Source organism: Lysinibacillus sp. G1-3 (assembly GCF_056322905.1).
In genome coordinates, this window is record NZ_JBWHYQ010000011.1 from 107,106 (window position 1) to 130,506 (window position 23,401).

General features: G+C 32.4%; 23 protein-coding genes. 18 read left to right on the top strand and 5 right to left on the bottom strand.

The window, feature by feature from the left end; translation table 11 throughout:
- Positions 1-9 precede the first annotated feature (9 nt).
- From ACVYAD_RS13445 to ACVYAD_RS13485, 9 genes are all read left to right on the top strand, one after another.
- Positions 10-459 carry an SMI1/KNR4 family protein gene (locus ACVYAD_RS13445; RefSeq protein WP_337989527.1) on the top strand — a complete coding sequence of 150 codons (450 nt, stop codon included), beginning with the start codon at positions 10-12 and terminating at the stop codon, positions 457-459.
- A 345-nt stretch (positions 460-804) separates the two neighbouring features.
- Positions 805-1,011 carry a transposase gene (locus tag ACVYAD_RS13450; RefSeq protein ID WP_476426780.1) on the top strand — a complete coding sequence of 69 codons (207 nt, stop codon included), beginning with the start codon at positions 805-807 and terminating at the stop codon, positions 1,009-1,011.
- 280 nt (positions 1,012-1,291) lie between these two features.
- Entirely contained in the window at positions 1,292-2,905 is a 1,614-nt protein-coding gene (locus ACVYAD_RS13455) for an RHS repeat domain-containing protein (RefSeq protein ID WP_476426781.1), read from the top strand.
- 3 nt (positions 2,906-2,908) lie between these two features.
- Complete coding sequence (locus tag ACVYAD_RS13460) at positions 2,909-3,316, top strand: immunity 22 family protein (protein ID WP_476426782.1); 408 nt, start codon at positions 2,909-2,911, stop codon at positions 3,314-3,316.
- Positions 3,317-3,586: 270 nt separating this feature from the next.
- A complete protein-coding gene (locus ACVYAD_RS13465) occupies positions 3,587-3,868 on the top strand; it encodes a hypothetical protein (RefSeq protein WP_476426783.1) in 282 nt (93 codons plus the stop codon).
- Between the two features lie 143 nt (positions 3,869-4,011).
- Entirely contained in the window at positions 4,012-4,449 is a 438-nt protein-coding gene (locus ACVYAD_RS13470) for a hypothetical protein (protein WP_476426784.1), read from the top strand.
- A 92-nt stretch (positions 4,450-4,541) separates the two neighbouring features.
- The gene (locus ACVYAD_RS13475; protein WP_476426785.1) at positions 4,542-5,168 is read left to right on the top strand and encodes an Imm43 family immunity protein; all 627 of its coding nucleotides are present in this window, start codon (positions 4,542-4,544) and stop codon (positions 5,166-5,168) included.
- Between the two features lie 102 nt (positions 5,169-5,270).
- Entirely contained in the window at positions 5,271-5,618 is a 348-nt protein-coding gene (locus tag ACVYAD_RS13480; RefSeq protein WP_476426786.1) for a hypothetical protein, read from the top strand.
- A 524-nt stretch (positions 5,619-6,142) separates the two neighbouring features.
- Positions 6,143-6,805 carry a hypothetical protein gene (locus ACVYAD_RS13485; protein ID WP_476426787.1) on the top strand — a complete coding sequence of 221 codons (663 nt, stop codon included), beginning with the start codon at positions 6,143-6,145 and terminating at the stop codon, positions 6,803-6,805.
- 458 nt (positions 6,806-7,263) lie between these two features.
- Here ACVYAD_RS13485 and ACVYAD_RS13490 read toward each other — a convergent pair whose 3' ends face one another.
- Together ACVYAD_RS13490 and ACVYAD_RS13495 are read right to left on the bottom strand one after the other, a co-directional pair.
- Positions 7,264-7,965: a YwqG family protein gene (locus ACVYAD_RS13490; RefSeq protein ID WP_476426788.1), complete on the bottom strand. Its 702-nt coding sequence runs from the start codon at positions 7,963-7,965 to the stop codon at positions 7,264-7,266.
- 116 nt (positions 7,966-8,081) lie between these two features.
- Complete coding sequence (locus tag ACVYAD_RS13495) at positions 8,082-8,288, bottom strand: IS66 family transposase (RefSeq protein WP_476426842.1); 207 nt, start codon at positions 8,286-8,288, stop codon at positions 8,082-8,084.
- A gap of 64 nt (positions 8,289-8,352) precedes the next feature.
- Between ACVYAD_RS13495 and ACVYAD_RS13500 the strand changes: the two genes are divergently transcribed.
- The 5 genes from ACVYAD_RS13500 to ACVYAD_RS13520 all read left to right on the top strand — a co-directional run bounded on the left by ACVYAD_RS13500 (position 8,353) and on the right by ACVYAD_RS13520 (position 12,190).
- The gene (locus tag ACVYAD_RS13500; RefSeq protein WP_476426789.1) at positions 8,353-8,706 is read left to right on the top strand and encodes a hypothetical protein; all 354 of its coding nucleotides are present in this window, start codon (positions 8,353-8,355) and stop codon (positions 8,704-8,706) included.
- 183 nt (positions 8,707-8,889) lie between these two features.
- Positions 8,890-9,750: a hypothetical protein gene (locus tag ACVYAD_RS13505; RefSeq protein WP_476426790.1), complete on the top strand. Its 861-nt coding sequence runs from the start codon at positions 8,890-8,892 to the stop codon at positions 9,748-9,750.
- Positions 9,751-9,934: 184 nt separating this feature from the next.
- The gene (locus tag ACVYAD_RS13510; protein WP_476426791.1) at positions 9,935-10,378 is read left to right on the top strand and encodes a hypothetical protein; all 444 of its coding nucleotides are present in this window, start codon (positions 9,935-9,937) and stop codon (positions 10,376-10,378) included.
- A 208-nt stretch (positions 10,379-10,586) separates the two neighbouring features.
- Entirely contained in the window at positions 10,587-10,943 is a 357-nt protein-coding gene (locus ACVYAD_RS13515; RefSeq protein WP_476426792.1) for a hypothetical protein, read from the top strand.
- 707 nt (positions 10,944-11,650) lie between these two features.
- Positions 11,651-12,190, top strand: a complete 540-nt coding sequence (locus tag ACVYAD_RS13520) for a DUF2247 family protein (protein WP_476426793.1) — start codon at positions 11,651-11,653, stop codon at positions 12,188-12,190.
- 210 nt (positions 12,191-12,400) lie between these two features.
- Here the strand turns inward: ACVYAD_RS13520 and ACVYAD_RS13525 are convergent, their stop codons facing one another.
- The 3 genes from ACVYAD_RS13525 to ACVYAD_RS13535 all read right to left on the bottom strand — a co-directional run bounded on the left by ACVYAD_RS13525 (position 12,401) and on the right by ACVYAD_RS13535 (position 14,998).
- Positions 12,401-13,633, bottom strand: a complete 1,233-nt coding sequence (locus ACVYAD_RS13525; RefSeq protein ID WP_476426794.1) for a DUF418 domain-containing protein — start codon at positions 13,631-13,633, stop codon at positions 12,401-12,403.
- Between the two features lie 501 nt (positions 13,634-14,134).
- Positions 14,135-14,434 (bottom strand): hypothetical protein, encoded by a 300-nt coding sequence (locus ACVYAD_RS13530; protein WP_476426795.1) that lies wholly within the window; start codon positions 14,432-14,434, stop codon positions 14,135-14,137.
- Between the two features lie 81 nt (positions 14,435-14,515).
- Positions 14,516-14,998 (bottom strand): hypothetical protein, encoded by a 483-nt coding sequence (locus ACVYAD_RS13535; protein ID WP_476426796.1) that lies wholly within the window; start codon positions 14,996-14,998, stop codon positions 14,516-14,518.
- Positions 14,999-15,457: 459 nt separating this feature from the next.
- On the opposite strand from ACVYAD_RS13535, the gene comX reads away from it, so the two are divergent.
- The 4 genes from comX to ACVYAD_RS13555 all read left to right on the top strand — a co-directional run bounded on the left by comX (position 15,458) and on the right by ACVYAD_RS13555 (position 23,099).
- Positions 15,458-15,619: a competence pheromone ComX gene (gene comX / locus ACVYAD_RS13540; protein WP_476426797.1), complete on the top strand. Its 162-nt coding sequence runs from the start codon at positions 15,458-15,460 to the stop codon at positions 15,617-15,619.
- Between the two features lie 92 nt (positions 15,620-15,711).
- Complete coding sequence (locus ACVYAD_RS13545) at positions 15,712-17,940, top strand: sensor histidine kinase (RefSeq protein WP_476426798.1); 2,229 nt, start codon at positions 15,712-15,714, stop codon at positions 17,938-17,940.
- Between the two features lie 456 nt (positions 17,941-18,396).
- A complete protein-coding gene (locus ACVYAD_RS13550; protein ID WP_476426799.1) occupies positions 18,397-21,255 on the top strand; it encodes a hypothetical protein in 2,859 nt (952 codons plus the stop codon).
- Positions 21,256-21,794: 539 nt separating this feature from the next.
- Positions 21,795-23,099 carry a hypothetical protein gene (locus tag ACVYAD_RS13555; protein ID WP_476426800.1) on the top strand — a complete coding sequence of 435 codons (1,305 nt, stop codon included), beginning with the start codon at positions 21,795-21,797 and terminating at the stop codon, positions 23,097-23,099.
- Positions 23,100-23,401 lie beyond the last annotated feature (302 nt).

Below are 23,401 nucleotides of genomic sequence, written 5' to 3' on the forward strand. Positions count from 1 at the left end.
GGAGATATAATGAATGATATGAATGAATTGCTAAATAAATATAGAGCTTTATACGATATTGATGGAATTTCTAAAGATTACTTGGATAAAATCGAATATGATCTTCAAATAAAACTACCTAATGATTTTCGTGAAGTATCTAGTTTCTACAGTGGAGGAGATGTTGGAGGGAAAAATATACATTCTTTTTTATTTTCTGATTCAACAAATCTTATTGGAGAAACTTTGAGAATTAGAGAGGCCGTTGGTTTACCGAGTAGATTTGTTGTTATTGCTGAACAAGATGAAAGTATTATTGTTATGGATACAGAAAACAAACCATCAATCATTTGGCTAGATTCTGTAGAAATAACTAAATTAGAGGAGCAAGATTTTATTTCCGAGCCAGATGTATGGGAGAATTTTTCTGACTTTTTTAATCATATACTAGATGATGAAGAAGAAGAACGTAAATATTAAGATATAATAAAGAAGTGAGTTTTAACCAACAATAATATAAAAATAAAGAAACAACAGTATTACAAGTCTTTTGTGTTATTTAATGGATTTAATAAAGATTAAAACACACTAACATTAGTAGTACAAACCAAGGCCATGGTTTGTGCTACTATTTTTTTATAGTAGAAGTGAAAAAAAGCCGACTAGCCTCTGGGACCATTTGTGAGTCCGTAAATAAAACCGGCTAACTTCATGCCCTAATATGAATTAGTTTAGTATGTTGGGTCCTAAGAGATCGTGTATAAGAAAGTGGAATCGATAAGGTACTGTGAAGGCTTCTATGATTGGTCAAAAGGAGAAGAAGAGATGAAACATGTCATTGCGTTAGATGTCAGTAAAGGAAAAAGTACCGTTGCGATTTATGATGGTCACCGCCAATGTGAGTTTGAAGGTGTTCTACATCATACACGGGGTGATTTTGAGCGATTACACGAACGAATGGAAGAAATGACAAAGCAAGATGGACAAGCGCCAGATATCGTATTTGAAGCAACAGGTGCAAATGTCAACTAATGTAGTTAACCGCTGTCATCAATGAAAAAGGCGAAGTGTATCAGTTTGAACTTGATACAAAAGGCAATATCATCAAGGAAATCGGCTTTGATGAACTTACAAGAACGTATGACGAAGTCTGGGAGGATTAGTTCAGAGAATTCAACGTCCAGGTGATCGTTGGACAGCGTATCAGCATGATGGTCTAGGAAATGTTATCCGAGCTGATTATTATGATAACACTTGGGAAACGTTTGGCTATGACAAAAATGGTTCTTTAATTGAGACTGAAAATGAGCATGTGAAAGTAAAGCTGGATCGAGACCCATCTGGACAAGTGACCAAGGAGTGGCAGAATGACCATTGGATCGCGAGTAGTTATGATCAATTAGGCAATCGTTCACAGATTACGAGTAGCCTAGGCGCAAAAATTGATGTTGCTCGCAATGAAATGGGGAATGTGTCGCAAATCACAGCTTCTCGTTTAGAGCAAGAAAATTGGACAGCATCAATGCAGTACAATGAACTTGGTCAAGAGATTGAAAGAATCTTACCAGGGGATGTCATCAGCAAATGGCAATATGACGTAACTGGTAGACCGACACACCATCGAATAAATAGCCAAAATCGTGACACACGAAGACGCGTATATAATTGGGACGTCAATCATCGATTACGAAGCATGGTAAATGAGTTAACCGGTGTAAAAGTTACCTATGGTTACGATGAATTCAGTAACCTCGTTTGGTCCAATCAAGGCGGTCAATTTGACTTCTTACACCGCAGCGTCGATGATGTCGGGAATTTGTATGAAACAAAAGAAAAGACAGATCGTGTCTATGGTGCTGGAAGTAGATTACTTGAAACGAAAGAGGCAACCTTCTCTTATGATGATGAAGGGAATCTTGTTCAGAAGATTGAGAAAAATACCGGTGATACGTGGAAATACGAATATTACGGCAATGGCATGATGTCTAAAGTTATCAAACCAGACCACACAGAAGTTACTTTTAAGTATGACTCGTTAGGTAGACGAATAGAGAAAAGTTCTGACGAAAAAACAACTAGAATCGCGTGGAATGGAAATGTTATCCTGCACGAGTATTCAGATAATTATTCAGCTGAACTAGAAAATGATAGTCTAGTCACATGGGTATTTAATGAGGGGAACGTACCTTCAGCTAAAATTACGAATGAAGGTAATTACAGCATTATTAGTGACTATCTAGGAACGCCTGTTGAAGCCTATGATGAACAAGGTAATAGGGTTTGGTCAGCCGAGCTTGATATCTATGGTAGAGTGAATGAATTTACTGGTGAGAAAGACTTTATCCCATTCCGTTATCAAGGGCAATATGAAGATATAGAAATTGGATTGTATTATAATCGATTTAGATACTACGACCCGGAACAAGGGAATTATACTCAAGTAGATCCAATTGGACTTGCCGGTGGAAATCCTAATTTGTATGGATATGTTAGTAACCCTAATGCTGAGCTAGACTTATTCGGACTTGCACCTTGGAAAAACGGTGGATTTATTGAGTGGTTTAATAAAGCTACTCCAGAGCAAGTTTCTCAACACATTCAATCTGTTAAAAGAGCACTACGAAATGGCGGAGGTTTTCATGAGATGTTTCCTGTATCCATTGCTGTAAAAGCGAGGGAATTAGGATTCTCAGCAGAGGAACTGTTGGAAATGGTAGTTCCTTTAAATGGTGATAAAAAAGTATTTTTTGAAGGTGTATTGGATGGATATGGTAATACAATATCAGGTAAACATCACAGTAGTAGTGCAAATAAGAGATTCCATGACATGTTAATTAAACAGTTAAAGAGTGATAAGACGAAGGAAGAAGCACTTGGAATAATCAATAAAAATCATGATCATCATATGAAGATGAGGTGTAAATAACAAATGAATTATGGAGAACAAAACACATCTAAAGTGCATATTTGGGTAGGAATTAATTTTAAGAAGGATTATGAGGAGTATTTTGAATTAGACTATAGAGAAGATGTAGAAATAGGAGATTTAGATTATAAAATCTGTGGTTTTTGTAAAGATATAGGGGAAGTATTTTACGATGAGGACTGGATTGGATATACCCAGCACTCACAAGAGATGGACTTAGATATTCTGATAAATCAAGATGAATTATCAGTTACGGAAGAAACTATAACAAAAATTAAAGAGATTTGTATAAAAAGGGGCGTTGAAAAGGCGAATGCAGTGTTTTGGTATTATGATGGTGATATCATGATAAAAGAAAAAGAAAAGCTTTATAATAAGCTAACTTATATTGGAATATTTGATGCTATTTAGTATTTAAGTCGGAATAAAGCGAAAATAATCAAAATAATTGGGTTATACGGTAAGTGGGAAATAGTATGACGGATTTCTACATTAACTATCAGAAAAGTTGCAATGAGGTATTAAATACATAGACATTTTATGTGTCAGATTGTAAAAAAAGGCTTTTTGAGAATGTTCAATACCCAAAGGCCTTTATTTCTTTATTTAAAAAAGTTTTAAGAGTAAAAAGTGAACTGAAAACCTTAAAGAATGGGCAAGTATTCTATTAGGAGGATGTAAATGAAGAAAGCGATAATTTATTGGTTTTCAGAAGCGGAAGGAGGAAGAAAAGCTCCTCCAACAGGAACAGAGTATTATCCGACTACAGAAATACTAGAAGATGGCAATGTGTGGAGTTTAGCTATTAATTTTGATAGGACAAATCCGACGCAAAATAAAATGATAGATAACTGTGAAGTTTGCTTTTTATTTGATCATGCACCACAACACTTACTAAGTGGTAATGCGGAACTTATCATATGTGAAGGACCTCATAAAGTAGGTAAGATGGTAATCAAGTAATATATAAACCTCCCTGTAGAAAAAATGAACCTTAAATTCTCCTAATAGAGAAGCGGTAAAGCTTTTTCTAAAATAAAAGTTGTAGATGAAATAGAATTCAAACCTACATCAAAGGAGTGGCATAAATCCTCGGGGCCTATTATTTGGAAGGTGATATTTTGATTTATGAAAGTAAAACTATAAAAATTGCTATGAATGACGGAAAAATATTTGATGGCATTTTGAAACTATATGAAGAATGTCCAGATGATGAAGAAATGGTTTTAATACAACTATTAATATTAGATAACACAATAAGTTTTAAACATGAAAATTTTTTCCTAGCACTACAAAGCCTGCGACAACATCTAGAAGATAAACATATACAGATTATGTGTAATGAGGCTGCGTTAAATGTTTATCCATCTACAATGCAGCTATCGATGGGTACCGGACGTTTAGCATATATAGTGAAATTTAGAGAACCAGCTAAATTAAAAGATGTAGTTGACATATTTGAGTTTGATAATAGTTTGAGGTTTGTAAAAATCGAAGAACAGTTCAGCTACTATATTAGATGGTTAAAAAGTTTGAAAGGTTAGGTTTATAGTTTATTCATTATTATAACGATTTAGCTTGTGGTGTTATGGACCATCAAAAAAATATCCAGCTTGTAAACGATTGGGGAAATTTTATGAAATATTTTATGTTAGTCAATGATAGAGATACTTCTCCCATCTATTTAGATGGGGTTTTGCACGAAAGTTTTACTGAAAAGAAATATCATGAAGGAATGAGCTATAATTGGAATCGACCGTTTATTGAAGAAATGGAGTTTCCAAAAGAGCTATGGTTAATAACGAGAAGCAAAGTTCAATTTGACTACAATGAAAATTTCTTTGGTCATGTAATCTCTGAAAAATTTTTATCTTCAATGGAGCAAGTAAATATATTACAGGATTATGTTATAGCTAATTTGCATGTTGTAAGTACAAAAGGTAAACCAAAAGTAAAAGATTTATTTTCCTTTATTAAGTGTATTAAAAGATATTCATTAGTTGATTATGATGAATCTGAATATCTTACAAGAGAAGTTCCAAGTAATGCAAAATTAAAGGTTAATGGAGGTTTCGTTGATAAGTATATAAAGTTGGTATTAAAAGACACTGATCTTGATTTATTTCAATTAAGCGATTTAAAACTGGGAAGATACCTGTTTTGTTCAGAGAGATTTAAATCATTGTGTGAAAAAGATAATCTAAATGGGATTCATTTTATGGACTTAGAGCTAGTGCCTGATTATCTACAATCTATAGTGTAATCAATGAATATTATTGAACCATATTTAACCACAAAAACATGACGAGGATGGATTGATTCTATTGGCAAGGTAAATTAACAGAAGAGGATGAAATTATTTGTTATGAAAATAGATTATCAAAGTGAAATCGACAAAATTAGAAATTCTTTAAATAACTACTACTATAAGCAATTCAAAAGTGAAGAGGAAGAGTACGTTGAAAACAAAAGGGTCAAAGAACTAATAAAAAAATTAATAATTCAAGTTTATAATGATAGTACTCTGTCTGAAGCAGACAGAGGGTATACAATAAAAATAGCGGTAGAACTTCTGGCAAGAAATACAGGTTGTGCAGAAGACTTAGAGATTGCTGAAGATATTCTTGATTGTCTTTTTAATGATATGAAAATACTAAGTCAGGAAAATATTGATAATTTTCACGAGCGATTTTCATGCGGAAGATGGTATTAAGGACTGGATCAATCACAAAAAAAGTAGACTTTAGTTTAGAAAAGTAAAAACAAAGCCTATGTACAAATAGAAAATAGACTCGCCATGCCTTTCATGACATAACGAGTCTATTTTCTATTATTTTGTTTTAATGTTGTTGAGAATTAAGAACAATTTGAAAAAGAAATGGATTGTTATCAAGTAACAGAACCATATCATAAATTTTCATCCTTCAGTTTATGACAGGTACTAAATACCCGAGAATAAATATACTTGTTGCATAAATTTAAGCACATGGAATTGAACGGATGGATAATATAAGGGAATTTGGTTACTGACACGAGAATAATGATAAAGTAATAGGTGGAAGATACTTCTCATAAACAAGATGGTCTACATAAAAAAGATTGCAAATACGAACTATTCGATAGATTAGATAATAAAGAAAAGGTTGAAAATGAACTGAAGAACAATAAAGAAGAAACTAAATAAAGGACGGACTTGGGAAACAAAAAAATAACTAAAGAATTAGGGGAGTGTATAAGATGATAGAAAAAGATTACGAGATGATTGTAAAGATTTTCGAGCAATATAGTTCCTCATATAATATGTTGTACCATCAAGTTGAAGAAGTTGATAATGAAACCGTTATTTGGAGCGATTCATATCTCGAATTATATCCATATCAATATGAATTAAATCAATTACCAAAGCCGAAAATATTTAAAAATGAGCCGAAATGTAAGGAAGGAATTATTGTGAATAGGCTAAAAAACAATGAACTGTATTTTTCTTATCGTGCTGAAAATAAGGGCTGGGGAAGTTCTTTCATTATAAGTGAAGTTGAAAAGAAAATTTGTCTTAGATTCCTAAATAACGATGATGACGAAATGGTTTTAAGTCAAGTATATTGTGTAATATATAAAGGATCCATGATAGAAAAAGTATTATTCTATACAAGAGACGATGATTTAGGCGAAGAAACGTTTAGGACTGACAGATATTTATATAATGATAACAACACTATTCAAACTATTATTAGAAACGGTTTCTTTGAAGAAAAAATAAATGTTTTACACACAAGGACATTTAGATTTGAGTATGTAAATGGAGATGTACTTATTTACTCGAAACAATTGAAAAAAAATCTAAAAGTTGTTGAAGATCTATTGTATACCTCTAGAAAGGCAAAAAAAAATAAACAGTGAAATCAGAGACAGGTAATGCGAAACGAAAATAGGGTATTAAGATTAGAGTGTAAGGAATTGTAATTAGTGGATGAAGTACGATGTGATTCCAAAACTCCATGTAGAGAAGAATAAACTTTCTTTTCTACATGGTTTTTTTGTTAGAAATGGAACTAGTTTAATTCATGTATTTTGTGAACACCACACTATCATTCGGAGAGTAAGTATATAACCCGAATTAACGGAACTAGCGGGTGGAAATCATACGCTTGCTTTATGCTAATGTTGAAGATTCGAATAGTTTGGTTGATTCGTTATTTGAGAAAGTGATAAAAATGTATATTTTCGGTATTTGGATTGCGATAGAATAAGAGAAGTGTTGGAATACGCAGGAGGCAATGGAAATATAACCAGGTGGCGCTATTTGACTCTTACGATTGAGGCATATTTACACCACTGCCTTAGTTATACGATTTCTATTACAAACTGTAAAGATAATAATAAAGTTTAGAAAAATCCTTTGCGATTAGAGAATCTCGCTCTATAAAAAATTGTAATGTGCCAGAGTCTGCTATCATGGCATATGTCTTTTGTGCATCACCCTCCATATCTAATTGAAAAAGCAGCTCAGCCTTACCATTATTCTCATCAAAACTATTTTTATCCATAAATGCATAGCCACCTATTTTCGTGCCACTACCATCTGTTTGATCAAAATACTTTGAATATGCAGGGTTCTCCATTGGTAAGTCATAATGAACGGAGCGAGGATCGGTGTACGGTACTAACTCTTCTCGTAATGTTGCTTTAAATGCATAAGGGCCACCAAAGATAATTGGTTCACATAGCTCATACTCCATTTCCTCGTCAGAAAAAGGCTCTAAATCATGAGAGGGCTCAAAGTCCGCATAATAGCGACAATAATAACCATCCTCGTAAACACCATAATCCTCATCTGCCAACACAAAAAACTGTAGAAGCCCTTGCTGTGGATAATCTTCCAGCGAAGGTAGTTGAGAAAAATTAAGCTGTGCCAAAAACATATAAGGTGTGCCACTTCTATGTACAGGAAAGCTATCACCTAACTTACAATAAGGTCGTCCGCCTAATTTACTATCCGTATAAGTAACTGACTCCTCTACGGCTTGTAAAGCTATCGTCTGTTTTAATGATTGCTTCATTTTTTATCAATCCTTTCTTGTTACAATAAATGATCTTTCTAAATATACAAACTATGAAAATTCCTGTTAATCCCTATTAAATGGAATGAAAAGATAGTCTTGGTTGAACGTTCGCCTCAATTATTATCTAACTCCAAATGACCATCTTGTAAAAATAGGAAAAGCTTCGGCCGTTGATTCAAGCAATACTTAACCGCTTCTCCTAATTTTTTCGTTGGCGAAGAGATTGAAGATGAAGAAGAAAGTACCGGTAGATCATAGAGTATATTATAAGTGAAGAAGAGCCGTTTTACTAAAGCTTTAACAGGGTGAGAAGTACAAATGGTTTAGTTGATAGTCGTGGTAATTTAGTAACAGTGACACCTAGGTAATGAAGGGATTGAAAAAGTGAAACTAATTGGTAGTAAGACGGAACAAGATATAAGAAAGCAACTTATAGAATCTAATAAATCACTTTTCAAGAGTGAAGAGAATATAAGGTTACTTGAAGTGATCAGAAGTTTATATCCAGATTTGAAAGTAGCTTATATTATTGATTGGATACCTGAGCAAGGTGAGGATATTTATAAGTTATTAATTAATGAAAACATCATCTTGGAGATTGAATTAGATCGATATAACACAGAAATTGAATCTAAATTTATTACTCAATATCTACAAGGTCTAAGTAAGCGGAATCAAATTAAATTAGGAGTTGCCCTTGATTTAGCGAACAAAAATTTGAATACTATTAATTGTTGATCCCCTGATGGACTTAATTCCTTTAAAGGTTAAGCAGATATCGTGCAACCTTCTGCTATTGAAAGTTGTGGATTGCGAGTAAAAAAGATGAATGAATATATTATGGTCAGAAGAAGGGAGGAAATGGAGTAATAGTTGAAAGCTAAGGCATTTTAATAGGAAATGTAACAAATTATGGTCCAGATGGAGAAAGTGGTTCTACAATCTTTAATGTTAAATCCAATGACCCGGGAATACCCGTCTCACATAATTGTAAATAGAACTATTCCAACTAAAAGTGGGGGACCATGCCACCTGCTACGCAAATATTACCATGAAAATATGAAAATAAATATTAATAATATACAAATTATAAGTAATACTGATGTAAGATGGTACTTATCGAGTCAAATTATATGGATTGGTAAAGAGAAAAATTACGACGAAATTGAAGAATTAATAAATAAAAGTTATGGAAGTTATAAATGGCTGTGGTCTGATTCAGATACTATATTATTTAATAAGGAAGATTTGAATTTTATAGGAGCAGTAATAAAGTTAAACGAACCAATAATAGTAAAAAGTGGGAAAATGGATAAAGTCTTATTAGAAGAGAGAGAGGGTAACATCAAAATAAGTGAGGAAAGGAATTTCGAATGTAATTTATCGGATTTTACCGAGTACTATATTGAAGAGGATAATTTACTATCCTATTCTGAAAAATGGGACAGAGCAAACCTCTCCATTGAAGTAAAGATAACCTCAGACTTTTCTGTTCTTTTACAGAATAATGAGATGGTGGGAATTTTGATTTATAAGGCGAGTAACCATTTATTACCTGAATTAGTTTACCAAGTTGATGCAAATGAAAATATTGAATCAACCTTACGTTTAAAGTTAGGTAGATTTTTTGAATTAATTGAGAAAATTGATAACGCTGCTCAACATGAAGAATCAGATTTGAAAAACGCATTTTTTGAAATTTACGAACAAGTATTGCCCCATAATGAACTAAATTATATTGCCCTAAAAGACACTATATTAAATGTAGTTGACTATATGTAATCTTGAAAGCAGAGTAGGGGTGTACAGTAAGCATCTTATTACACTGGTGACCAATGTCAAATTTCCCTTTACAGGTAAAAACATCTTCATTAAATGTAGCTCAGCAGTATTTTTGGTAGTTTTGGTAAATCAGATAGAACCATGAACACTACTTTCAAATATTTGAGATAGGAGTTGTTAAATAGTGCGATTAGTTAATACATACCTCTCGGAACAAGAATTTAAGAAACAAGAAATTGAAGTGATTTGTAATTTATTTAAGAAGCAATATACTGAAGAAATTGAGGTGAATAGCTATAAATATGATGATCGTAAATATTATGAAACTGATTTTGATTTAATTGACATAGAATTTCATAAGGATAATATTTATAAAGAAATTGATAAGTTGATTAAAGTTCATAAAAAAACTATTCAGTCAATTAATCAAAATGTAGAAATTATTGTTGCTAATGATGACACCGATACAGAAATCCAAGTATTTAAAAATGATTGTAACGAAGTATCTGGATTTGGATTGTTTATTACTAAGAGAAAAATCCAAGAACTTGAACCCTATTATATTTCCGATATTTGCAATGCATATTTGAATTTTGACAATGTTAGTTTTGGTGTTATATACGAATAGCACTGAACTTTATGCACTTGATGATAGGGAGAGAGTGAATAAAAAAGAGGTAGGAAAAGGTATCAATTTGAGATTTAACCCTCATGTAGGTTATGCCATCATGAAGTGTTAGTGTTTTAGCGATTAGACCAAGATGACATCCCTAGTTTGGATTATTTATGTAGAAAAATCTAGATAATCGTATATCTATAAAAAGTGAGGGATTATTTTGAAAGCGCAGCATATTCAAAGTGAAATAGAAGCTATGCATTACTGGGATGCAAGGGTATTGCAAATGGACACTAATTATTTTGGTGACGAGATTACCATAATATTTGAGGACACAAATTATAATGTGAAATTACTATTCACGGGTTGTTCAAAATTTCTATTTATTACAAGTGCGGAGGATAGGTTAAAACCTCTAAAAGAATTAACTAAACTTCAGATCCCTTATTTTATTCAGGATATTGAAGTTAGTGAGCTGGAGATTAAGGATAGAAAAAACTTATTAAAGTGTAATATTTTGATGCCACCATTAAATATGGAAGTTGTCTGCTCTAGTATTTTTATTGATAAAGTATAATTAAAAGACTTTGATAGGCGATATGGCACGTATTGCCGGCATGGAAGGGGCGGCTAAGAATGATAGAAAAAAATTCCGCTATTAAAAGGGATAAAATTATGGAAAAAGAACATTGGATGAGTTTCCTAATAAAATTTGGCTAGAAAGTCTTTTGAAAGACAGGAACGGATAAAAAAACACTTTGAAAGTGAAAATGACAAAAAATTGATGTTATTTTTGGATTTACAGCTTTATCATGTAGAATGACGGATGAAGGGGATATGTTACAATCTCTTAATTATTGGTCAGGGAATATGAGATGACTTTTTTACATGTTATACATCAAATAATTCTTCATTTGTAAAATGGTTTAATGAAGAGAGCTGTGAGAAATTTGCTGATAAGCATTTAGAACATTATGTATTTATTACCGACGATGATATCCTAGAAGTAATTTCAACAACTACACCACAAATAATTATTTACTAGAAATAAACCGCTTTATTTACATAATAGAGATAACCTATAATCCAAATGATTTATTACATACAACAACCTTTACACTTTCATACAATTGAAGATGAACTTCTTTGTCATATACTTCCGATTTTTTATTAACAACAACTTTTATTTTCTCCCTGCATTATAAACTTTTTCACCATTTTCCTTCTGTAATCAAATACTATCTGTATGAGAGTGAGTCATGCTAATGGATTAAAAAAGACCAGGTGATTAATATAGATATTTTTGTAGATATTTTTAAGCAAAACAAAATAAGGCACGATTGGACAACATTATATGTAGGATTAGAACTTAATCTAATAAAACATAGTGACATAATGAATTATGCAGTTGGATTCTTGACAAACTATCCAGAAACAAGTAATCAAAATATTATTCTACTAGCTTGGGGTGGAGATGATATTGATTACAAAAGTTTACTAAAAAGCATATTAAAAGAGTCAGAGATTAATGATTTCAAGCTAGATTCTAATCTTTGGCAATTTGAAAAAAGAAAATGGAGATTTGGTATATTGGCTTATATAAGAATGAAACATCTAGATAATTATGAGGAGTTATTAAACAAGGTTACTGAAGTATATGCTGATTTTAAGTATCCAGAAGACATGGAAAGCTTTATTAATTATCTCCCTCCAAAAGACGGTCATGATTCTTCACAATACTCAAAAGATGAGAATGTAGCTAGATTAATAAACTTATTTAATGATTTTCTAAACAAGGAACACCAATATTTACAAAATCGCTAATACCTTTAGTTTGTTTTTATGTTATGGAAGAAAATTTTCAAAACTTGAAGAATGGCCTTGAATCGTAAGCATTGAAGCAAAGGTTAATATAGGCTTGGATGTTGAATATGAGGGGCAACGACAGCTAAAGGAAGAAGAGGGGCTGGCAGCCCCGTAGTTCATTTTATCAAAAAGAATCCTAAATTTATCGAAAACTCACGAGCACCTAAGCTATGCATTTTTAGATTCTTTGTTAATACCTAAATAAGTGAACGACCTCCAAACATATTCTAACGGCCCGAAGCGGAATTTGGATAACCAAAGCTTACTAAAAATCACTTGGAAAACAAAAATGACAATGGCGATGATGATAGCTGTCGTTAAGTGGAGTTTCCCATAAACGCCAAATGCAAATGGTCCAAATAAAAATGTACATATAATAGATTGGCCGATATAGTTTGTGAATGCCATTCTTCCTGGGAACGCTAACCACTGTAAAATTTTCTTTCCTTTCACCGTGTGATAAATAAAGATTAAGCTAATGGCATAAAAGATTGTTAGTAGTGGCGAGCTAATATATTGAACAATAGAAAAATTTTCTGAAAGGAAAGGTAATATCCAGCCTAATGTCCCACCAAAAATCAATGTTAGTAACCACGTGATGAAAAAGCCTTTTCGATATTCTTCAAAACGATGAAGCCATTTTTTCTTCGCGACAGCTGCTCCAAATAAGAACATTAGTAAGAATGGAAGATTTGAAAATAAATAAAATATAGGGTTACCTAGAAATAGAACATATAGCCCATTACGCATTGTATAAAAAGTTCTTTCCATAAAATTAACATCTATTAATTCTTGAATATTTCCGTTTTGATGGGCATCGATCGTAACTTGCATGAGCTGACGACTTTCCTCCGACATGGACATTGTCAATGTCGTAGTAGAATCAGAGGATAGAGCTCCAAACGTAAATGATCCCAAAAGTAAGCTATATAAAGTTAAGCTAATAATTAACATAGCTTTTGGTTTTAACTTATGCATGAGAAGGAGTAAAAATCCTAAAATAGCATAGTCAGTTAGAATATCCCCAAACCAAATGAAATAGGCGTGGATAGAACCGAAAATAAATAACGCAATTAGTCGTCTAGAATAAATTCCCCAAAAGTTTAGTTGCTTTGCGGTAGCTCGTTCCTGCATAATAACCATTCCAAAACCGAACAGCATGGAGAAGAGCATGACAAATTTTCCCTCGACAAACATAGTAAGAATAGTTTTAACTGTATAATCGGCATCATTCCAAAAAGAAGTCCATTCATTGTTAAAACTTAAATCTTCCTGCATATAGGCAGGGTAAAGGAACCAAACAATATTAGCTAATATGATTCCTAATAATGCGAACCCCCTTAATACATCGAGTGTTTCAATCCGCTCTTTGGCAGAAATGGGTAAAAGCTTTTGTTTCATATAATCATCCTTTACATTGTTGTTCTGTTCTTTCAACAAGTGGCTATTAGTTGAAAAAACTAAGTTAATGAAACTTTAAATGATAATTATCAGGATTTTATAAGGAAATAAAAGGATTGTAAATTGTGAAACGAAGAGTTAGATGGGAAGAGCGATTTATCAATAAATAAAATAAGAAGATAGAAGAGGAAAGGTTTTTGGAGAACTCTTAATTATTATTGGATTGGAGTGAAATTAAATAAGAAGAAATAGGATATTCATTTATGATAAGTGTCGAAGAGAAAGGAAAGTTTGCTGAAGTACAATAACGTATTTCGAAGTCAATCTTATTTTATTACAAGTCAAGAGATATGAGCTTGGTAATAATGTTTGATTTAATAAATTTATCTTAATATTGGACTGACAAATAAACTCATAAGATAACTTTAATCGGGATTATTGTTCCAAGCTCCATGCTATTTAAAAACTCTAAAAATCCTCTCCTTCAATTTCTGGTTAGATCTAGTCGGAATAGTTACCACTAAAATATGCTTGGGGGTCAGTTATTTTTTTACTAATAAATAGTTCTGCCCATTCTCTGATTACATCAATATAAAAATCTTCATCTTCACTAGGAGAAATCTGTAATATTTCATCCATGCTACCCACTTTTTGCACATCACCAGTGTCGGTGTTTATAGTTACAGTTAGTTTTATATCGTCTTCGTGACAAATAGTGGCTGTAACTTGATTTTTATCTAAATCAACATGTGTATAATTTATTATTATACCTGTTCTTTTGAAGTAGCTGCTACCTGTCAATTTTCATCACCTTTTTCGTATGTTTTTTTTACTATTTCAATAAGTTATTTGAAAAATACTATATAACTAAAATTTTTATTATTATTTGACTGTAAAGTAAAACGGACCATTGGCTACTACATTATATATACGATTTTTAGCGGTTGTAAAGCTTCCACTGAGCTTTACTCTATAACTTCCAGGTGCTAATCTAAAGCTTGCTTCATTTCTGATTGTTTTGGTTGGGATATTTACACTATGTTTAAAGGAAAAAGTAGAATAATCTTTCCAACCTTGAAATAGCCCATATTGTTTTTCTAGAAACACAATTACATTACTATATGTAATTACATCTCCACCAACTTCAATAGTCCATGGACAATATACATCTGAGCCCATCACCATACATGAAATGATACCTCTAGCAAAACTCAGACCACGGGGCTGGTTTTGATCATCAGCCGATTTAGGAGCAAATAAAGTAGTTACAGAATCTTGTAATGTGTTTACATCTATAGATGGATCCTTTTCTTCTGCAATAATGACTTCTGAACCTTCAACAGTAAGTGCAATTTCTTCATCCATAGATTGAGTTGGAACTACGATAAAGAATGATAATAGAAATAAAAAAACTGCATATTTTTTCTGAATTTCCCCTTCGTAGAATATTCTTTTTAAATATCTGAAAATTAAAACTTTTTATCGTATCCTATCATTTTGACGAATCCAAAACAATAGTTTTAATTGGAATTAATTAAGCTCTTTTATTTTTGAAATGATATTAAGTTATGGAAGGTTAAAATAGTATCGAAACTAAATATTTAGAAAATTAGTACATTGTGTGAAAATGATACATAATCTATCGTTTATTTAGCGAATTGTAGAAAATATTGTTGATTAAAAGTAAAGAGGTAGTATAATGGAAAAGTGGTTACATTTATGGTTATTAATTCCTTGTTAATTAATTGGTAAAACTGTTGAGCTCAAGGTGATGGATATTCCAGAAAGTGTAACTATAAAAAACTAATGAAATGAGGAGATTTTATGATTAACATGATTCAATATTTGGAGCAAAATCCGTCGATGGTAACTTTGTTGAAAGAAAAAAAAGCTTCTCTAGTTGGTGTTACAGAACTTGAACTAAATGCGATTATCGAATCCTTTGATGAAGAGGTACGTTTAGAAAGTACTGGCTTTTGGTTCTAAAAACTTTTAAAAATAACTGGCTTTGGCTTGCTATAAGTACTTATCTCATATTGGGATGCTATTTACTTTATGTTACTTATAGCACGCCTTTTTTGGGAATTAAGTTAAAAGAAGCGAATGGACAATGGTTAGTAAATGAACCATATTCTAAGGGATGGGCAGATTCGCAAGGAATTTCAACAGGGGATATTATAGTAGAAGTTGATGGCGAAAATATTGATGAAAATATAATATATGATCCTATTATTAGGGTCGCTAAAGGGTTAACGTTGGTAAATCAAGACGGGCAGTTACTCCATATACAAATAAACGCATTGGACATTCCTGAACAGGTTTTATATATATTGATTTTACCGGCATGTTTTTACGTATTAAGTCTAATTATTTCTATCTTCTTATATTATAAGCAAAAGAAATCGAGTTTGATAAATTTACTGATTTTGTTTATTCTTACAGTATCTTTGGCTTATGTTAGTATTGGTGCATCTGGAATGCTAGATAGTGCTGGAACTGTCGTAAATCGAAGTAGCATGATTCTTTGTCTTGTTCTATTAATTCACTTTTTAAGAAATTATTTTTTATTCTTACATTTAAAATGGCTATTTATTTACAACTTAAAAACAATATATTTAGTACCTTTAATGATAGCTTTTCTTAGCATTTTTAGTATTTTTTATCCCTCTATGAATCCTTTATTCTCTGAATTTACTCTGTTGTTATTTTTTATTTTATTAATTATTATTTTAGGTATTTTAGGGATAGGCTATTTAAAATATAAAACCCCTCAATTGAAAGTGTTTTTATTAAGCATTATTATCCCATTCGTACCATTTCTTTTTTTATTTGCTATACCGGAAATTATTTTCAAAATGCACATACTCCCTGGTGAAGCATGCTCTTTATTCTTAATGCTGATCCCATACGGCTTTATATGTACACAACTCACTGAACGTATATTTGATATGGAGTACTTTATTACCCGTTTACGCCATTACTTTAATTTTTCATTTGTTTTTACTAGTTGGCTGCTAATGGGTCTTTATTGGCTTACTGATTTGTCTATTTCAAGAATGACGGAAATTTTCTTTTTTACGTTCTTTTCTTTAATAGCACTTTTCTACATTAAAGAGAAAATAGATTATCATAAGCGAAAAATTCTTTTTTCAACAAAAGGGGATTATATCCATCGATTGTATACGACAGTTGATAGTATCGGAAGGGTCGTAAAGATTGAAGACTTGCTTGAGAAATTTGTTCGAGAAATTGCATTACACCTTGAGATTAAACATGTTTACATACTAACCTACAATTTGCAAACACATCAAATTACTTCCACAAGCACATCCAAAGAATATACTCAAAATCAAATGAACGAAATAGAGTTTGAGCAACTCCGCTTGGGAGAAATAAAGAAGACAGAGCATTTTTATATTGCTTTTATCCACCAAGATATGAATTATAAAAGAATACTAGTCGTAGACCACTATAAATCTATTCATCTAAAGGATGAGGAATTATTATGGCTTGAATTATTGCTTTTATATGTAAATAATTTTATTGAAAATACGAAAATGGTGGAAGATCTATTAGAGCAGTTAAAGCATATGAAAGAGGCTGATAAAAGTCAGTTACCGTGGCTTAATAAACTACTTTGGCTACGGTTTGAACAAGAAAAATATCAATTAGCACAAGAGCTTCATGATACGGTTTTACAAGAGCAACTCCATATTGCTAGGGAGATGGATGTATTTATCCACGCGAAGAAAAAGGCGGATATTCAATCGGGACTTGCTAAGATTCATGAACATATGATTACATCTTTAAATGATTTAAGAGGCTACTGTGAAAATCTGAAGCCGCCATTATTAGATACATTAGGCTTAAATGCTGCGCTTGAGAAGCTTATACAAAAAGTTCATAAGCGTGCTGATTTTGTTTTAATTTACACAATTGATCGTCTATATTTAGAGGATGAGCGTTTAAACTTAATGATTTATCGACTTTTCCAGGAATTATTAAACAATGCATTAAAACATTCTCATGCCAATACTGTAGAAATTCACCTATTAGAAACAGAAGATGGTTTTGAAATCAATTATTCTGATGATGGTGTAGGATGTAAAATAGAAGAAATCATTCTTGCTGATTCAATGGGAATTAGGGGAATGCAAGATAGAGTACAAGCATTTAATGGTCAGTTTTCTATCAATACTGATGTAGGAGAAGGAATGTCCATTCGAATTAAAGTAATTGAAGGGAATCAACCACATTCCTATGACTACGAGACTTATCATAGAAGGCCGGCTCAGAGTAGAGGATAATCGATGAATAGAAAGAAAGAGATGAACTTTTTTCATACCTCCTAATCTTTTCGTATTGTGTAGAATTCACAGTACGAAAAGATTAGGAGGTTTTTGCTTTGAGGTACAACATTTCCATTAACAAATACCCCGTTTTTTGTATGTCGTTATAGTTTGTGGAAATCTCCTCTTTGCAAGATGATAAAGCAGTCATTATTCACTTAATTCTCAGTAATATTTGATGACGTCTTTTATTTAGTCGTATTTAGCTCATGAATTCAAGTGAATGTCGTTTTGTGTAAAAATATATATAGAGCGAGATAAATAGTGTAAAAATCAATTTAAAATCAAAATAGTATTATTTTCTGTTTTGGAATAGGGAGGAAGTACACTTTTTAGAATTAATCTTTAAAATAAAGAAAATTATTAAGAATGTAGCCGATATAATCCAATAGATGATAGAGGAGGTATGGAAATTTGAATAAAAAATTACTTTTCACAGCAGCCGCTATTCCGGCAGCTCTATTTGTACCAACAGTCGCAGGGGCTGCGGGAGCTGATACAGTTACAGTCACAGGGAAGAATACAGTAAATGAAACGTTAAAAGCATCTATCGAAAACTTACCAGCAAACTCAATTGTAAAAGGTTATCAATGGTACTATGTAGATAGTTCTAAGGATTCAACGAATAAACCAATCTCAGGTGCCACAACAGCGTCATTTACAGTACCAGTAGAAGCGGCAGGCAAAGCAGTTTTCGTGGAAGCGACTACAACAAAAGACGATAAGTATAAGAGTGAACCCCTTTCGATTAATGAACTAAAACTTTCAATAACTAAACCAAGAATTGATAGTAGTTCAAATTATGCAGTACCTGGTGAATCGGTACAAGTAGGAGGAGCAATTGTAACCGATGATGCTGGGGCGAAATTACAAAGCAATCAAATTACATACAGCTATCAATGGTTTTATAAAGTTGGTGAATCCTTCACAATAATTGATGGTGCTACTAAGGACACATATAAAATTCCTAATAATGCTTTAACAGATGGCATTACAGATATCATGGTCAAAGTACAGGCAAAGGTAGGAACTTCTTTGGTAGAATCTGTTGAGTCTGATGTGATAACAATATCTAATGAACCATCCGATTCAATGATTGAAGAAATTAAAACTTTATTAATAAATGACAACAAATATAATGTAACAAGTTTAGAATCTTTTAAGGCAAAAGTAACGGAATTAGAAAGTAAATATCAGGGACTATCTGCTGCAGCAAAGGCGAATGTGAAAAATTATGATGTATTAAAGAGAGCGACTGCAGATGTAGATTTAATAAGCAAGTTAAATGAGAAAGTAGATAAGGTTAATGAAGTTAATGAAAAAGATCTGTCAAAATATTTAAAAGAAATTGAAGAGGCCTATGATAAGTTTGATTTATTACAACGTAGCTTAGATTTAAATGATGCCTTATACAATAGCATTAAAAACATTTTGAAAGATCCGACAGATATCGATGAATTTAAAGAAGTTAGAAGACTAAATCAGGCAATTGTAGCATTATTAGACTATAAAAGTTCTTTTGTTACGTATGTACCTACTAGCATAGAATCTTTACAATCAGCAATAGAAACAATTGAAAAGGATATAGCAAAATTATCTCAAAATTACCGAGCAACAGTTCAAAATCAATCGATTTTAAGTGATGCTAAGTCGGATATTAAAAAGGTTGAACAATTTATTAAACTTTTCGATAAGTTGTCAGAAAAAGATTCACCTAGCAAACAGGTGACTACAGCAAAATCTATACGTACGGCTTTTGAAAAGTTAACTTATAAACAACTTAAGCTTGTACCAGAAAAATATATGAATACATTACTTAAAGCTGAAAACGCAGAAAACAGTCAAATAGACAGCTTAAATAGAGAGATTGATAGTTATGTCGGCGATGTGGATGACAGTTACCCGATAGATCCATCAAAAGATTCTTGGCAAGGACATGTCAATAATGTAAACCGTATTATTAATGAATATAAGGGTTTAACGAAAAATTCAGCGGCTAAAATTGTCGGATATAATAGCTTGATAACTTTACAAAAGGATTTTAAAGCAGCTGAAAAAATTATTAAGGACATGGACGCTTATCAAAAGCTTTCAGAAACGCCAGGGGTTGCTGAGAGTAAGTTAAAAACGAACTACACAAATGTATTGAAAGCTTATAATAAGTTAACTAGTTTACAACAGTCACTTGTTTATAACGCAAACGATTTTTTATTAAATACACCGACTATTACAGTTGATTTAAATGGTAAGGAACCTGCTGATAAAGCGGCTGCATTGGCTTTAAAAGCCGAAGTTGAGAAGCTTGCTAATGTAACGAAATATACATTTACACAATTCGAAAGTGCTGTAAATGCAGCAACAACAAAATATAAAAACCTATCTTCAGGTGGGCGAAAGTATGTTACAAACTATTATTTATTAACAGCTGCGAGTAAAGATCTTTCTGGTGTTAAGTCATTCCATAAAAAAGTACAAACTGCACGACAAGAAACCGATGCAACGAAACAAGCAAAAAAAATTCAAACCGTACAAACTGCATATGCAAAGCTACCAGCAAATCAACAGCATTTAGCCAAACAGCAATATGAAGATTTGCTCAATAATCGTCTAGAAGACGCACCAGATGTCACATCATTAAATAATGAAATTGCAAAAATGGTCTCAAATGATTCGTATACTGTATCAATAGAAAAGATTAATGAGCTTTCAACTCAATATAAAAAGCTAAGCTCTAGTGATAAAAAACGTATTACGAATGCGTCGATTTTAACAACAGCGGTTTCCGATGTGAAAAAAGTAGAATCATTTATGAAGACGTATGAAAAATCATTTACTAGTAACCCAACAACTGTTATTAAAGCTTTTAATAAGCTAACTTCAAAACAAATGAGTTTAATTAGTCCAGAAATACGACAATCCATTATTGATAAAGATCAAGGTCAACAACAGTCTAATGAAAGTGCTTTGAAATTGGTTGAATCCATTAATTCACTGATTGTAAATGGTGAATATATTGATGAATTGGAAACGAAAGTAAAAGAAATCCGAACAGCATATGATGGTCTTAGTTCTTCTGAAAAGAGCGTCGTAAAAAATTATTCTAAGCTAACTCAGGCTGAGAGTGATTTGAAAAAGGTAGCTGATGTACATGCTCTTTATGTGCCTTCTACAGAAGAAAATGAAGCGGCTCGTAAAACTTGGCAAACTGCCTATGGTAAGCTCTCAAAAAAATTAGAAATTTTATATAAGAAAATGTATGCAAATGATTTATAAAACTGTTTAAGCCTAAACCCCGAATAACGATATTATTCGGGGTTTTCATGTTGTAGAAAACAAAATGGTCAAGGAAAACTGCAATTTAAATGAGAGGGATTTCAGTCTTGGATTACTCGCTTTAATATGAGCAGACGTCGAGTTGCTTTCTTCGACGCTTAGCTTTTATTTAGATACAATACTAAACATATAAATTAGAGTGAAATGTAAGAATATACATGCTATGTGGAGTGTTTGATTGGAGTGGAGGCCGGTCGACTCCTAGGGGATAAGCGTTTCATCGGACGCCCCCAGAAAAGCGCCCGGTCGGAACGGAAATCAACCTCTCGTTTTGCGCAAAAACTATACATTATACAAAAATAACCATTAATTTCATAGATATAATTGTTCTTCGGTAGAAAAAGGTACTGGTTAAATGTATCTTTTTTATTTGTGTAGAATATCAATTCTTAGATATACTATTTATAGTTAATCTGCATAATAATTGAGAATTTTTTGTCATAACAAAAGTAGTTTGACATAGAAGGTAGGAACTAAAGATGTATAAAATAGGTGTTGTTGGCCCAATAAAATCCGTAGAAAAAATTATCGAATTAGCACATGAAATCGAAGAGGATATGGAATTTATTCCATATATTTATTCGATTGCTACAGAAACGAAACATCTGGTGGAAACCTACAATCAAGATGTTGATTTTTGGCTATTTTCGGGATACATACCTTTTAAAATTGCTAGTCAGACAAGTGTCTCACAGGATAAGCTGGCACATATCATCTTTTCTGAGGCGGCCATTTACAAAGGCTTTTTTGAGCAGTCCTATAAAATGGGGAAGGTTATTGAGAATGTCAGTATTGATATTATCTCGTCACCTGCACAAATGGCATCAGAAGGGTTGGTGGAGATCGAGAAGAATGTAAGGAACATGTATGTAAAGGAATTTGATGTGGCTATTGATCCGAAAGAATTATTTGATTTCCATTATGACCTATGGCTGAAGGGGAATATCGATTTTGCGATCACATGTTACCCATCTGTCGATGAAGAGCTGAAAAAGAGAGGGGTTCCCTCTTATTGGGTGTCGCCTACAAAAACAGAAATTTACCATACCGTTCAGCTATTTACCGAAAAAATTAAAACTTCGTATTATAAAGAAACGCAAATTGGTGCTGTCATGCTCGAAATAAAAGAATTTGATTCATTGAAGGAAAGAATGAAACAAGGATATCGAATTCAATATTTAGAATTGCGCATGAAGGAAAACTTACTGCAATTATGTGAACAGATTGATGGCTCCTTAATAGAGGAAGGGAATGGGAGATATACTATTTTCAGTACTAGGGGAGCAATCGAAGGGCAGATTCAATTCATCAAGGAAAAAATGTACCAGTTGTCCATTGAAATGGAGGCAAAGGTTACAGCAGGAATAGGCTTTGCACAAACGGTATTTAATGCCGAATTAAATGCGCATAGGGCTTTACGTCAAACGAAAGAACATGAATCGATTGATATTGTCATGATTCAAGATGATGGTACAATGATTGAATCTGTCGGAAATAGCGAGGAGCTAACATATTCCTATCGAGCTGAGGATCCTACTATCCTTGAAAAATTAAAAAAAAGCAATGTTAGCATTAAAAACTATACAAGAATACAAGCGCTAGTTCAAAAAATGAGTTGGAAGCATTTTACGACAAAGGATTTAGCCGCACAGCTTCAAATGAGTGAAAGAAATGCACAGCGCATCGTGGCTGATTTATGTAGTGTAGGTTTAGCGGAAATTTGTGGAGAAGAATTACAGCATACACGTGGTAGACCAATAAAAATATACCAGCTTGTGATGTAGGTCAAGCATATGAAATATAAAATGTCCTAAACCAATGAATGGTTATTAGGGCATTTTTTGTTTGGCGGAAATTTTCGCAAATAGAAAAATACAGAATTTTTTTAGTTATTATTTGTTTTCGATAAATGTTTAAAAGTGTAGATAAATCAACGGTTTCCAAGTTTCTATGACGTATGTTTGACACCATTTTTTATGCGATTATCTATTAGAAATTTTCAAAATAATATTGTCAATTCATAAAAAGTCGATTATTATACGAATATATAACGAAAGTGTCGCTATATACACAAGCCGATTTTAAT